Below are 14961 nucleotides of genomic sequence, written 5' to 3'. Positions count from 1 at the left end.
AACCAAAAGAGTGCAAAAAACGTCAGCACTCGACACAACCAATGCCTGCCTTTCGGGCAAACGCGTTTTTGATTGATGATTTATACTAACCTGCGATTCTATACTTGACAACCAAGCACATGAAATACGCGACAAAAAACTTTAAAAAGCACTATTTTCGTCGAAAATCACTTATTTTTTGCTTAATATCGGATATTTGCCTAGGCCAAGGACGTGTATTTTTTTGAGAAGAAGGGAGAAAAGTAATCGCCGATAGGGCTTCTTCACGTGTTTCATAAACGCCTGTGAAGACCACATACCAAGCTGCACCATTGCGAGGCAGAGTGACGACCCGTAATAGGTCACGATTTGACTGTGCATTAACGAAACTCATCACACCCGATAAACGGCTAGCAGCCATTACCTGCAAGGTATAGTTTGAGCTCGGCCATGTCATTACCGCAGCTTCAGCGGCTAATGTATTTTGAGACGAGCCATCGGAAGAAGTAATGGTAGTAGCCGCAGGACTAGTAGCACTCGACTCTTCAGCCGCAACGCTGGTAGCAGCCGAGCTATTTGCAGAAACCACTGGAGAACTTGCCGGTAGAACGTCTTCTGAAGACAGATCAACTTCGGGTGCTGGTGCTGGTGCTGGTGCTGGTGCTGGTGCTGGTGCTGGTGCTGGTGCTGGTGCTGGTGCTGGTGCTGGTGCTGGTGCTGGTGAATCAACATTATCATCATCAACTACAGAAAAGCTACTCTCTTGTATAGCATCACTATTAACAGAGAAGAGCTGATCCTCAGAGTCGGCAACGAGCGTAGTACTTTCGGCCACATTCTGCTCTATATCTACAGTATTATCTTGCTTAACTATCGCTTCCGCATTATCTATCGAGTTATCTATCGTCGCTACTCCTCCATTACTAGAGAGCGGCTGATCGATACTCAATTCTTCGCTATTGAGCGGCAACGCCAATTCAGAGGGATCTTTTTCGGCAACGCCATCGGGCGTATCATCGATATAGAAAACCGCGAGAATCAGTGCGGCCAACAACACGACAATCATCGCCATATATCCCATAGGCAAACCCATCCTCTGGTTATCGGTCTCCGCTATTTGATTGGCAAGTAACACCTTGTTGGCTACATGGTTCACTGCTTTTGGCAGCCCCTTACTTTCACGCCAAAGGTGGAGCATCACTTCATCATCAAATAACTCAGCACCTTGGTAATCGATCAGGCTAAGTTTAAAATCAACATAACTCGATAACTCACTTTCGTTTAACGGGCGCAACGGTATGTCGTATACCAGCACGCCACCTTTATCTAGCTTATCGAGAGTAATCTGGAGTACCGGATCGCCGATCAACAGAATATGAAAATAATTAGGTGATGGCTTCTGCAACAATTGAATAAATGCATCAAGGGCCGCTTCTTGCAAATACTGCGCCTCATCAACAATAATAACCACACGTTGATGCAAGCTCGGGGGCTGATAGTAATTAATTGCCGCTGTAAGTTGTTGTAAACTTGAATTATCAGCAACAAAAATACCGAGCTGCTGAGACAATAACAGCAACATATTTTCGGCCGTATTCATAGGTGATGCTTCCATCACACAACAATCTGCCGACTCACTCAACTCGCGTGCAGCCTGATGAGCGAGTGATGTTTTACCTGCGCCTGCTGCACCTAAAACCGCTACAACGTTATGACTAAACTGACATAAATGAGCCACTTCATCTAGCACCGCTCGCCTGTCACCGCCTTCAAAAAATGGAAAGTCCGGGCACTCATCAATAGTCGAATAATTAATGTCGGCAATACTGGCACTCTGAAAAGTATCTTCAAACGAGCGGGGGGTAACGAAACTAGAAGCCGACGATTCAGATAAAGGCTGAGACTCAACGGCCGCTAGATCGTCATTAATTGTTGAAGGCTTGTTACTTGCTGCAAACTCAGACATGAACGGTGCCTCTCTGCTAGCAGTGCTAGTCACTAATTTTAATTTTTTATTGTTGTTACAAAAGCGCTACATTACTTATTTTATATCTAACATGAACCTTCACTGCGTTAGGGCAAACAACTAAATTGTATGCTCAGCTATCGCTTGCTTTATCAAGTCGACAGGGGCTTCATCGCAAATAAAGGCTTGTCCCACTTTTTCTAAAAGTATCAATCGCAACGTCCCGTCAATAACTTTTTTATCTAGAGACATCAATTGTAGAAATTGATCCGGCGACATATCACTAGGAACAGATGTCGGCAAACTCGCTTTTTTAAGTAAGTGAATTAAGCGGTCAACGTCTTCGAGGGAAATTTTATCGAGCAAGGCCGATAATTTGAGCGCAAGCACCATACCAGCAGCGACCGCTTCCCCATGCAACCAAACACCATAACCCTGTGCCGCTTCAATAGCATGCCCAAATGTATGCCCTAAATTAAGCAAGGCTCTCACCCCACCCTCGCGCTCATCCATCGCAACAATATCGGCTTTGCTTTGACATGATCGCGCAATCGCTTCTACAGCCAGCGCTTGCTTTAGCGACATAATTTCTTCAATGTGCTGCTCGATCCAATGATAAAAATCAATATCTCCGAGCAAACCATACTTAACAACTTCTGCAATACCTGCAGACAACTCCTTGGCCGGTAAAGTCTTTAATACGTCCGTATCAATAATCACTGATTGAGGCTGATGGAAAGCACCAATCATATTTTTACCCAATGGGTGATTAACCCCCGTTTTCCCTCCTACAGAAGAGTCTACCTGTGATAATAATGTCGTGGGTATCTGTATAAAATTAACACCGCGCTGGTAAGTTGCCGCTGCATAACCACACATATCACCAACAACACCACCACCCAAAGCAATCAGAGTTGTACTTCTATTATGAGTATTTTCTAATAACGTGTTGTATATCAACTCAACAGTTTTTAGTGATTTATACGCTTCACCATCGGGTAACACAACAGTATTAACATGGTAACCCGCTAATAATACTTGTACCTTTTCAAGATATAACGGAGCAACCGTATCATTGGTCACGATACAGACTTGCCGACCACTAATATGAGCTGTCAATAATTCAGCGTTATCCAACAAGCCCTGCCCTATATAAATAGGATAGTGACGCCCATTCGGCAAATTAACAGTCAGTGTTTGTTGAAGGGACATAGCAAGCCTAGGCAGAGTGTTCTTTATTGAGAAGTGTTGTTATATGTTGAGCGATAATTTTGGGGCTGCGAGTATCCGTCTTCACGACATGGGTAGCCACATCGTGATACAGCGGGTCGCGTTCAGCCAATAGGGCAATAATTTTTTTTCTTGGATCATCAACTTGTAGTAATGGGCGTTTTTTATCCTTAAAGGTTCGCTGCACAAGCCGCTCCGTATCCGCTTTCAGATAGATAACCGCATCAGCTTGTTTGAGAAGCTGACGATTCTCTTCTCTGAGAACAATCCCACCACCGGTGGCAAGTATCAACTGATCTTTGGTGAGCAATGATTTCAACACTGCCGTTTCGCGATCACGAAAGCCCGACTCACCTTCCACATCAAAAATCCAAGGGATATCTGCCCCTGTTTTTTCTTCGATGACATGATCACTATCATAAAATGGAGCGCGCAAGGCGTTGGCCAACAACCGCCCTATTGTCGACTTCCCAGCTCCCATCGGGCCAACTAAGGCGATTTTTTGCATTTTTTTTACACTACTCGTCAATCAAAGTATCAGCCAAAATACGAGGGGTAATAAATATTAGTAACTCCGTACGATCATCTTGATTTGAATCACTTCTAAATAAACGACCAACAACAGGAAGGTCGCCTAACACGGGAACTTTACTAACGGAGCTTGTTTTAGTCTGCTCGTAAATACCACCCAACACTATCGTGTCTCCATCACCTACCAAAGCTGTAGTCGTCAGCTCTGTGACATTAATTGGCGAACCACTAACCGTTACTGTAGAGGTATCTAAGGAGTCACGATTTACTTTAAGATCCATAATAATACGATTATCTGGTGTGATTTGTGGGGTAACCTCCAAGCTCAATACCGCATCCTGAAAAATCGTCGTTACTGTATCGCCATCACTAGATGTAAATGGAATCTGCTGCCCACTAGAAATTTTTGCTGTTTGCTTATCTCCAGTTAATACACGGGGTTGGGAAATAATCTCTCCATAACCAGAGTCTTCTAACGCTTGAATCTCTAATGCCAACGAAATACTACCCGACACATAGCTAACATCAAAATCAGAACCTACGGGGTTAAAAACTGTTGCATCACTACGAGCAGTAGTAGTGAGATTGGGGTTAGTTGCTGTAGAGGTATCTTGAATACCAACAAAAAAGCCAAATTCTTCCATAAAATTATCTGTCGCCGATACAATTCTTGCCTCAATCATCACCTGGCGAACAGGCACATCGATTTTATTAATCAGCGATTTTATTCCTAGAATATTTTCTGCGGTATCCGTCAATATCATTGAGTTTGTACGTTCATCAACAACGGCAGAGCCTCGGGAAGACAATATACTTTGGACATCGGCGGTTTCGTTTTCGGAACTACCGCTACTTATTAAGGCAAGAATATCAGAGGCGCTAGCGTAGCGCACACGAATAAGCTCCGTACTCAAAGGCTCTAATTCCTGTAGCTGTTTACGCGACTCTAATTCTTGACGCTCACGCTCTGCAATTTCAGCAGCCGGTGCCACTAACAATACATTACCCGACTGACGCTTATCTAAGCCTTTAGACTTTAACACCAACTCTAGCGCCTGATCCCACGGAACATTTTCTAAGCGCAAAGTAATATTGCCGCTAACCGTATCACTTGCCACTAAATTAAGTTCCGTAAAATCCGCTATGATTTCTAATACTTTTCTGACCTCGATGTCTTGAAAGTTAAGCGATAGCTTTTCACCAACAAAACTAAAACGTTCCTTTTGCTCTTCAACTTGCTCAGGCGTTAAAGGCGCAATACTGACAACATAAGTGCCATCGGCCTGATAGGCCAAATAATCGTATTGCCCCTGTGACTCTATATTAATACTGACGCCATTTTTGTTACGGCGCGCCTCAACAAACTGGACTGGAGTAGCAAAATCAATAACATCCAAACGACGCTGCAAGTTATCTTGAATAGTCGTATTCGAAAAAAACATACTGACTTTTCTAGCACTACGTTCGATATCAACCGCAATTTTTGGATTAGACAATGAGAGAATTAATTTACCCTCACCATTTTCATCGCGCCTAAAATCAACATTGGTAATTGTATTAAAGCCAGCCTGAGAGGGAATACTTTGACTAACAGATTGGCTACTAACAGGTAAAGCAGCAGCTTCAGTAGCAATCGCATTGTCTAGAACAAATACAAGGTCGTTACCGGAAACATTTGAGGAGTAACTAACTATACTATCTAAATTAAATATCACCCTGGTGCGCTCTTTCGCTGTCAACACAACAGCGCTGTTCAAATTCCCAAGTCCAAGCGAATATTTTTTTTGTGGTAATTGACTAACAACGCCAGGAAGGTCTAAAACAACTCTAGCGGGCCTCTCTATAGAATAACCCTTCGGAATCGATGGCGGTGAAGAAAATTGAGCGCGTACTTCAATACGCCCCCCAGGCAATTCGGAAAAAGAAAGGTCATTAATTGATATTGCCGAAGAGCTCTGCGCTGACAGTACAGACAAAACCAAAAAGCAGAATATTCGCAGATGTATCATATGTAGCCCTTTAAAATATTTATTTGTCACTATTCTTCAGCCTTCATTGATAAAATATTAGGGCGCTCTAACCAACCCTCACTACCGTTAGGTACAATTTCTATAACATCAATCGAATCGCCATTCACATTCACTATTCGACCATTGTTTTTCCCTAAGTAGTAGCCATTTTTGACGCGTTCAATTGACCCTTCAGGATCACGTATCAAAGCCCATAACGTATCACTCTGCTTAACCGTACCGACCATCGATAAAGATGAAAATTCAAAGTTTTCCAAACGCTGCTTTTGACGGTCAATATCTGGCTTAACATTGCTATTAGACTTTATTATCTTTTGCTCAATGACAGATGGAGGCTCAAATGGACTACGCATCTGCTGTGAGCTATAGTCATAAGGCTTATAAGGTGGGTAACGTTTAAGCGGTCTAATATCACCAACAGGCCGCTGCTTACTTTCCTCGATAAACGCATAAACATCATCATTAGACTTGCTGCTACAAGATGCTAATGACAAAACAGACAAAGAAATAGCGCTAAAGCGAATGACCTGTAAAAATATCTCCATTAACACTATGCACCCTCGCCATCTAACGACCGGTAGGTACGAGCCTGAATAGACATTTTCAAATCTCCGACCTTACCACCTGATGTTATTTCGAAATCGTGAAGTGTAACAATCCGTGCCATACCTGCTATACCACTCACAAAAGCCCCTAAATTGTGATAATTACCAACCACGATAATTTCTATCGGTAGGGTCACATAGAACTCACCCTGCACTTCAGGAGCTAGCTTTACGCTCACGATGTCTAGACCACTTACACGACCTTTTTCATCAATATCATCCAAAAGCCCTGGCACTTGTGTTTTTTGAGGTAACTGGGCAACAAGCGAATCAAAGTCGACCTCCATTTTTTCCATCAAATTATTGTGTTGCTCTAATGTCGCCGATTGGAACAAGCGGGTCTGAAACTGATTACGCAACTCTTGTTCCTGATTAATTTGCTGGCTCAAGGTGCTTTGCAAACCTTGAATATAAAAAAAGTAGATAAAAACTAATACGCCGACAACAGCCATCAAACAAACAAAAATACGAGCCGCCAGCGGCCATACACCAATACGCGACCAATCAATCTCATTGATATCAAGGTTATTAATTTGTTCTAATGTGTCTTGCAGGGACATAAATAGACTCTTTAGCGTTTAACAATATAATTAGTTAGCAAGACTAGAAAAGCCAACCGGCACGCGAGCTTCAACCGTCAACTCAAACGACTCTTGCACGACGTTAATTAAATTAGGCGAAGCAAAAAATGGTGACTCGTCCAAGTTTCTCATTAATGTAGATACCCGACTATTAGACTCTGACACACCTTTAATTGTATAAGTGTCAGCTTTTCGAGACATTGCTTTAAAGTATACTCCGTCTGGCACAGCGCGCACTATTTGATCAAAATAGTGGACAACCAACGGGCGTTTATTCTGTAAGCCCTGAATCACTTCTGTTTTAGACTCTAAATCTTTACGCTGAGCTTTAAGTTTAGTAATTTTACCAACACGAGCATCTAGCAAACTAATTTCACGAGTAAATATCTCATTACGTGATTTTTGAGCATCGACTTTATTATCTATAAAAACGAACCATGCATAACCCACTACGCCAGCCAGTATGGCGAGCATAATCAGCGTAGAAAAGAACTCTCGCTTTTTCTCCTGCCTGTATTCATCACGCCAAGGCAGCAAATTAATATTTGCCATTAACTTAACCCCCTCATAGCAAGACCCGTAGCAATGACTAAACTAGGAGCAACGTCTTCAATCTCGCCACTGTCTATTTTTGAGGCATACTCCATACCGGAAAAAGGATTAGCAACGCTAACCAGTGTTTCTAGGTGGTTCTGTACTAGTGGCGCAATACCGCTCAACCTAGCGACTCCACCCGCAAGAACAATATGATCAACTTGACCATAGTTTCCTGAAGAATAAAAAAATTGCAACGATCGAGCAATTTGCTGCAATACTGTCTCTTTAAATGGCTCAAGTAAATCAGCAAGATAATCATCAGGTAGACCGCCCTGTATTTTTGCTTGCTCTGCCTCTGTCTGTGAAAGTCCGTAGCGCCGTTGAATTTCATCCGTTAAATTGTTGCCGCCAAATAACTGCTCTCTAGAATAGATCGTTTGCTGGTTTTTAAGCACACTAAGCGTTGACACTGTTGCGCCAATATCCATGATAGCAACAAGCTGATCATCATCAGATTCCCACTCATCAACAATTAATGGCAACGCACGTTCGATAGCATATGCCTCTACATCAATGACTTTGGGAGTTAAACCCGCTTGCTCCAGTACTGCCGTACGCAGCTCGATATTTTCTTTACGACAAGCCGCCAACAATACCTGCATGAGATTAGAATCTTCATTCGCCTGCCCCTGAATTTCAAAATCAATAGCGACTTCGTCAAGAGGAAAAGGTATATACTGATCAGCTTCGACCGTAATTTGCTCTTCAAGCGCATCCTCGTTGAGATCTGCTGGCATATCAATAATTTTTGTAATAACCGCTGACCCAGCAACGGCAACCGCGGCCTCTTTCGCCTTGCAGCGCGATTTAGCCAGTAATTGCCTAATTGCATCAGCAACAGCATCAAGGTCATTAATATTTTTTTCTACAACAACGCCGGGGGCCAAAGGGCAAACCGCAAAGCTCTCAACCTGATAGCCACTCGATTGCGACGATAGTTCAACCAGTTTCACACTGGTTGAACTAATATCGATACCCACTATTGGCTTAGACTTACGTTTAAATAAACTCATGATGCCTTTAATTGCGTGTTATTGTTTTTCTAAAAACTAGCTTGAAAAAAATCAAAAAGGTGAATTTTTTTATCTATATCGGTAACTTACATGATGTTCATGTTATAGCACTTTAACTCGGTAGCGCAACCTTATGCTTCACACATTGCACAACTTAATCAGAAAATTATCATAGCGAAATAAAGTATAATAGTAGACAAACGTCGCCCATTAAGTATAACCCTCTAATTTTAAAGGAAAAATGACATTGAAAAAGGCTGTCTTGCCATTTTTAGCGTGGTCAACACTCGCATTTATCTGTGCGACCACCACAGCGTTAATCGGCACTTATCTTTATTTGAACCCCTCACTACCTGATGTTGAGCGCCTAAAAGAGATTGAGCTACAAGTCCCTTTACGGGTTTTTTCAGCCGACGGTAAACTTATTGGTGAATTTGGGGAGAAAAGACGCGACCCGGTAACCTTTGAAGAGGCGCCACAATTCTTAGTCGACGCCATACTTTCTGCGGAAGATGACGGTTTTTATTCACACCAGGGTGTGGACATAACGGGGCTGCTTAGAGCGGTTGCCCAGCTAGCCATGTCAGGTTCTATTCAATCCGGCGGAAGCACCATCACCATGCAAGTGGCTCGCAACTTCTTCCTTTCTCGCAACCAAACATTTTCTCGTAAATTTAACGAAATATTACTCGCGTTAAAAATTGAGCAGGAGCTGTCAAAAGAGGAAATTCTCACCCTATACCTGAACAAAATTTACCTTGGCAATCGTGCCTATGGCGTGAAAACAGCCGCCCGAGTCTATTATGGTAAAGAGTTGAATGAACTATCTCTCGCGCAAGCTGCAATGATTGCAGGCTTACCCAAAGCACCATCAAGCTATAACCCTATCGCCAATCCAACACGTGCACTCATTCGTCGTAATTGGATTTTAGGCCGGATGCAATTGCTCAACAAAATCTCCGATGAGCAATATGAAGCCGCATTCAACGAGCCCGTCTCTGCTAGCTACCACGGGCAACAACTAGATTTGTACGCACCATACGTCGCAGAAATAGCAAGAGAAAAAGCCCTCGAACTATTTGGTGATAAAGCCTATACCGGCGGGTACAATGTTTATACGACTGTTGATAGTCGATTACAGGCAGCCGGTCAGCGCGCAGTTGTTAATGGTCTTTTGGCCTATACACAACGTCACGGCTACAGAGGCCCTGAAGCACGTTTTGACACGGCAGAACTATTACCTTTAAGCCACTCAACAGAAACAACTAAAGAAGCCACAAACGCCAATAAGGGTGATGGCTCCGATGCTGACAGCATCGTGATCAATGGCACTCAGCTAGGCGAAGTCAACCTACTACCTTGGTTAGAAAAGCTGCGGGCAATTCCTCGCTACGGCAAGCTAATTCCTGCAGCAGTCATATCTATAGACGATAAATCATTCACGGCTATACTGGCTTCAGGGGAAACCGCAACCGTCAAATGGCGAGACGGCATCAATAAAGCCGGCAAATATGTTAATGAAAATTTTTATAGCCCTGCTCCAAATAGCGTGAAAAAGATTGTACAGCTCGGCGATGTTGTACGCATTTTTCAAATCCCTGCAGAAAACGATTCGCCAACAGAGGGCACAAATAGCGAACCTACTCGCTGGCAGTTTTCACAAATACCCGCTATTCAAGGTGCTCTAACAGCTATTGACCCATCTGACGGCGCAATAAAAACCGTTGTTGGCGGATTTGACTTTACACAAACCTCTTTTAATCGAGCCACACAAGCTAAACGGTTGCCGGGGTCAAACTTCAAGCCGTTTATTTATAGCGTAGGATTAGAGCATGGTTTGACTGCCGCCTCTATATTTAATGATGCACCCGTTGTTGTAGAAGGCGGCTCACTCGAAAGCGCATGGCGCCCAGAAAATGCTAGTGGCAAATTTTATGGGCCGACGCGTCTGCGTAAAGCATTATACCTATCGCGTAACCTCGTCTCGATACGACTGCTTAGAAATATCGGCATTCAAACAGCAATAGAAGGTATCGAGCGGTTTGGCATTGACGGTAGCAAAGTACCCAAAAACCTATCCATGGTTTTAGGCACATACGTTATGACTCCACTCGAAGTCGCGACTGGATATGGGGTATTTGCTAATGGCGGTTACAAAGTAGAGCCTTATCTCGTAGAGAAAATTACAGATAGCGAAGAAACCATTATCTTCCAAACAACCCCCTATAAAGTACCTTCCACTGCACCAACAACGACCGCAACGGGTACAGCGCTCAACACGCCATTAAACCAATGGGTTAGCGGGGAAGATAGCGCGCTCGACGAACAGCAAGCCACAACAAAGCCTGCGCCTCGCGTAATGGACGAACGCGTCACTTACATTATGAACTCCATATTAAGAGATGTCGTCAAACGCGGCACCGCTAAAAAAGCACAGAAATTAGGACGTAACGATATTGGCGGAAAAACAGGCACCACCAACGGCCCTACGGATGCTTGGTTCTCTGGCTTTAACTCTCATTTAGTCGCAACGGCTTGGGTCGGCTTCGACGACAATAGCAAGATTGGCCGTAGAGAATATGGAGGCACTGCGGCATTACCCATTTGGATTGAGTTTATGGAAACGGCTCTCAAGGATGTACCGGACACCTTGCCACCACAACCGAGTGGCGTTGTTACCGTGAGAATTAATCCCGAAACGGGCGAATTGACCTTACCTGATGACCCCAATGGTATAGAGGAAGTCTTTTTAGAGGAAAACGTCCCCACAGAACTTCCTGAAAGTATTGAGTCGGGAGAAAATAGCAGCGTAAAACCTGTCGATATTTTTTAAAGTGATACTTTTACACGAACGCCAGACACAAAAAAGCCAGCTTAAGCTGGCTTTTTTAATAGACAAAAATTTGCCCGTATAATTATTTCGCAGTACGACCAGCAAAACGCTTATTAAAGCGATCAATACGACCACCGGTATCTGCCGTCTTTTGCTTGCCCGTATAAAATGGGTGACAAGCCGAACATACGTCTAAATGAATATCTTTAGCTAATGTCGATGATGTTTTAATCACGTTGCCACAGCCACAAGTTGCTGTCATTTCAGCATATTTTGGATGGATATCTGCTTTCATAATGTTACTCTTCCACTATCATGTTATCGTTGCGCCGCCACCTGATCAGTAACTCCCAACTAAGAAGTTACAATGCCAAGCACGGCCGCTTTAAATAGTTTAGTTTGCATTGTCGAGATAACCAGTAAAAGTTGAGTCGACAAGCCACATCCACTAAGGGGCGGCAATCTTACCAGAATCACGATCCAACACAAGCGCAACCACTCAATTATTAACCAATAACAGCGACCACCTATTTACGATGCCTTCTGACCATCATCCAGCGAGCGAGCCACTAACACTTAGTATCGCCATACCTTCGCCTTTGCGCAGGCTATTCGATTACCTGCCGGCAGAGACAACGGCAACTCACGACAATGATACACCGCCAACACCGGGCACACGTTTTACGGTTTCCTTTGGCGCCCAAAAACCGCTGGTCGGCGTGCTGGTGTCCGCAGAAAGGCGCACATCCCCCTATAAACTGAAAACTATCGGCCCTACATTAGATGAAACCGATAAGCCTGCTATTACCACAGATATTTTGCGCCTTTGCCAATGGTGTGCCGACTATTACCACTACCCACTAGGCGAAGTCTGTCATCTCGCTTTACCTACATTATTGAGAAAAACCAAGCCCTTACCCTCTAGAGAACAAGCAATCGCTTGGCAACTGACAGCGGCGGGTCTAAAGTACAATCGTGATGATTTTGGGCGCGCTAAAAAACAACAACAAGCATGGGATGCACTAAATCAGAAAGTTCGAATCGCGCATAACGAGCTAGCATCACTCAATCTAAGTACAACCACACTGCAAGCGCTAAGCAAAAAAGGCCTTGCGGAAAAAAAGGAAATAGAAAAAAACACGCCGCTGCCCACTGATTTTGAGCAAAACCGATTAGGCCGCCAATCTAAAAACCCACCACTTCCTCTTAACTCAGAACAACAAGCCGCACTGGATGCCATCCACTTCAACCAATTTGCCTGCCACTTACTAGACGGCATTACAGGCAGTGGTAAGACCGAGGTCTATCTGCAAGCCATTGAAAAAGTCATGGCAAAGGGGCAACAAGCACTTGTCCTCGTCCCCGAAATTGGCTTAACACCACAAACCGTCTCACGATTTGAACAACGCTTCGGGCTGCCCGTCGCCACTTTGCATTCTGGCCTCAGTGATAAGCAACGACTGTTTGCTTGGCAAGACGCCAAAGCCGGCAATGCGCCTATCGTTATCGGCACTCGCTCATCGGTATTTACGCCCTTCCCTGCATTAGGGCTAATTATTGTTGATGAAGAGCATGACTTGTCTTACAAACAACAGGAAGGAGTACGCTACTCGGCAAGAGATACCGCTATCATGAGGGCTCAACAACAAAACATCCCCATTATTCTAGGCAGCGCTACACCATCGCTAGAAACACTTCACAATGCGCTTAGCGGACGATTTACACATTTACGGCTGACCACGCGCGCAACCGAAAGCTCACTGCCAGCAATACACTGTGTCCCATCATCCAACGATCAGCTATCGCCGACTATTTTAGAAGACATCCGCCACACCATCGGCAAACAGCAGCAGGTGCTGGTATTTATCAATCGGCGAGGGTTTGCACCTACTCTAATGTGTCAAGATTGCCATTGGATTAGCGAGTGCACCCACTGCGATAGCCGGATGACAATACATAAACGCGGCCATTCAAACACACCTCATTATCACGCCCCACAATCGGCGATATTGCATTGCCATCATTGCGATACAAAATTCTCTGCGCCAGAACAATGCCCACAATGTCATAGCCGACGCTTACAAGCACTGGGACAAGGAACGCAGCGGAGCGAAGAAGAACTCAAACAGCATTTCCCTCATGTGCCTATTTTGCGCATTGATCGCGATAGCATGAGTAAAAAAGGCGAGTTACAAGCCACGCTAGAGATAATTAATAGCGGACAACCCTGTATTCTTATCGGCACCCAAATGCTGGCAAAGGGCCACCACTTCGCCAAGGTTTCGCTCGCGGTTATGTTAGGTATTGATAGTGGATTTTTTAGCAGTGATTTTCGCGGAGCAGAACGCATGGGGCAATTACTCACACAAGTTGCTGGGCGAGCCGGGAGAGAAAGCCATGATGGCAAAGTTCTCCTACAAACCGAATTTGGAGACCATCCATTGCTGAGACAGCTCATCGATCATGGTTATAGCGCCCTGAGCCAACAATTAATTAGCGAACGTCAAACCTGTGAACTTCCCCCTTTTCGTTATATCGCCTTTATTCGTTGCCATGCACACCAAAGCCAACTAGCCGTTACCTTTTTACAAGATGCAAAAAAACTGTGCGAGCAATTAATTACACCCTCTCACACTGTGAGCTTTATCGGCCCTTTACCGTCAAGTATCGAAAAGCGTAATAACCGCTTTTATTATTACTTACAGATAAAAACAGATCGGCGCTCGACTTTACACTCATTACTCAACACCTTATGCGCCCAATTAGAACAAAAGAAAACTTCAAAAGGCCTACACTGGCTGGTTGATGTCGACCCACAAGAAACGTAGAATCGACACAGACTTTCCTTTTAGTTGTTAACTCGATTATTGCCAAAGAACTGGCCGTATTTTACTCAGTGACAGCTAAAGTATTATTAGCATATTCCACTCCGTAGCGCACTTATGTCTCAAGACTTCGCAAAAAACAAACGCTCAACGACGCCATCTGAAAAAACCCGTCGTTCACGTCAACCAACCAATAACAATTCGGACAAAAACAGCAAAAAAAAATCCAACACTCGGCGCACACAAACAAAAAATAACCGGTCAAAAAACTCTCTTAAAAAAAGCCCTCCGCTCTGGGCATGGATAATTATCGGCGGCTGCCTTATTGGGTTTGGATTTTTCTTAACAGAGCTTTCAAAAAACCCATCGTCACCGTCAGATGAATCGAATAAAGAAGATAAGACAATGACAGCTGGCAATGAGGATAAGCGTGAAGACTCGAAAGTCAAGTTCGACTTTTATGAGATACTTAAAGGTAAAGAAGTCAACGTTGACGAGCGGATTGTTGAGAAAACACCTGAACAAAAAAATATTATTTATTTTTTACAAGCCGGTTCATTTAAACAAACGAGCGATGCCGACACACTACGTGCAAAGTTAATTCTTCAAGGCTTACCTGTCGATATAGAAACAACTAGCGGCAAGGATAATCAACAATGGCATCGAGTGGTTGCGGGGCCCTTTAATACGCGCTCTCAGTTAGCAAAAGCGCGTAGTGTATTGGCTTCTAACGAGATTAACAGCATTGTTATTAAACGAAAGAAACAATAA

At 43.9% G+C, this 14961-nt stretch carries 12 protein-coding genes; 3 read left to right on the top strand and 9 right to left on the bottom strand.

The window, feature by feature from the left end; all coding sequences use genetic code 11:
• Positions 1 to 151 precede the first annotated feature (151 nt).
• The 8 genes from ACZ5O6_RS01140 to ACZ5O6_RS01105 all read right to left on the bottom strand — a co-directional run bounded on the left by ACZ5O6_RS01140 (position 152) and on the right by ACZ5O6_RS01105 (position 8532).
• A complete protein-coding gene (locus tag ACZ5O6_RS01140; protein WP_464283525.1) occupies positions 152 to 1945 on the bottom strand; it encodes an AAA family ATPase in 1794 nt (597 codons plus the stop codon).
• A gap of 120 nt (positions 1946 to 2065) precedes the next feature.
• Positions 2066 to 3157, bottom strand: coding sequence for a 3-dehydroquinate synthase (gene aroB / locus ACZ5O6_RS01135; protein WP_447091948.1), 1092 nt, complete (start codon positions 3155 to 3157; stop codon positions 2066 to 2068).
• A gap of 7 nt (positions 3158 to 3164) precedes the next feature.
• Entirely contained in the window at positions 3165 to 3683 is a 519-nt protein-coding gene (aroK, locus tag ACZ5O6_RS01130) for a shikimate kinase AroK (RefSeq protein ID WP_447091949.1), read from the bottom strand.
• 10 nt (positions 3684 to 3693) lie between these two features.
• Positions 3694 to 5715: a type IV pilus secretin PilQ gene (pilQ, locus tag ACZ5O6_RS01125; RefSeq protein WP_447091950.1), complete on the bottom strand. Its 2022-nt coding sequence runs from the start codon at positions 5713 to 5715 to the stop codon at positions 3694 to 3696.
• A gap of 29 nt (positions 5716 to 5744) precedes the next feature.
• Positions 5745 to 6281, bottom strand: coding sequence for a pilus assembly protein PilP (locus tag ACZ5O6_RS01120; protein WP_447091951.1), 537 nt, complete (start codon positions 6279 to 6281; stop codon positions 5745 to 5747).
• Positions 6282 to 6286: 5 nt separating this feature from the next.
• Positions 6287 to 6901 carry a type IV pilus inner membrane component PilO gene (locus ACZ5O6_RS01115; RefSeq protein ID WP_447091952.1) on the bottom strand — a complete coding sequence of 205 codons (615 nt, stop codon included), beginning with the start codon at positions 6899 to 6901 and terminating at the stop codon, positions 6287 to 6289.
• 30 nt (positions 6902 to 6931) lie between these two features.
• Positions 6932 to 7474 carry a PilN domain-containing protein gene (locus ACZ5O6_RS01110; protein WP_447091953.1) on the bottom strand — a complete coding sequence of 181 codons (543 nt, stop codon included), beginning with the start codon at positions 7472 to 7474 and terminating at the stop codon, positions 6932 to 6934.
• Positions 7474 to 8532 (bottom strand): pilus assembly protein PilM, encoded by a 1059-nt coding sequence (locus ACZ5O6_RS01105; protein WP_447091954.1) that lies wholly within the window; start codon positions 8530 to 8532, stop codon positions 7474 to 7476. Before ACZ5O6_RS01105 ends, ACZ5O6_RS01110 begins: the two co-directional genes overlap by 1 nt.
• Before the next feature lie 241 nt (positions 8533 to 8773).
• Between ACZ5O6_RS01105 and ACZ5O6_RS01100 the strand changes: the two genes are divergently transcribed.
• Positions 8774 to 11365 carry a penicillin-binding protein 1A gene (locus ACZ5O6_RS01100; protein WP_447091955.1) on the top strand — a complete coding sequence of 864 codons (2592 nt, stop codon included), beginning with the start codon at positions 8774 to 8776 and terminating at the stop codon, positions 11363 to 11365.
• 82 nt (positions 11366 to 11447) lie between these two features.
• On the opposite strand, the gene rpmE is transcribed toward ACZ5O6_RS01100, so the two are convergent.
• The gene (gene rpmE, locus ACZ5O6_RS01095) at positions 11448 to 11660 is read right to left on the bottom strand and encodes a 50S ribosomal protein L31 (RefSeq protein ID WP_447091956.1); all 213 of its coding nucleotides are present in this window, start codon (positions 11658 to 11660) and stop codon (positions 11448 to 11450) included.
• Positions 11661 to 11901: 241 nt separating this feature from the next.
• Here rpmE and ACZ5O6_RS01090 point away from each other — a divergent pair, with 241 nt between their 5' ends.
• On the top strand, positions 11902 to 14193 hold the full coding sequence (locus tag ACZ5O6_RS01090) for a primosomal protein N' (protein WP_447091957.1): 2292 nt from the start codon (positions 11902 to 11904) through the stop codon (positions 14191 to 14193).
• A 114-nt stretch (positions 14194 to 14307) separates the two neighbouring features.
• On the top strand, positions 14308 to 14961 hold the full coding sequence (locus ACZ5O6_RS01085) for an SPOR domain-containing protein (RefSeq protein ID WP_447091958.1): 654 nt from the start codon (positions 14308 to 14310) through the stop codon (positions 14959 to 14961).

This window comes from Eionea flava, from assembly GCF_055393785.1.
Note: the sequence above shows the minus strand (reverse complement) of the source record. Positions and strands in the feature narration are given on the sequence as shown.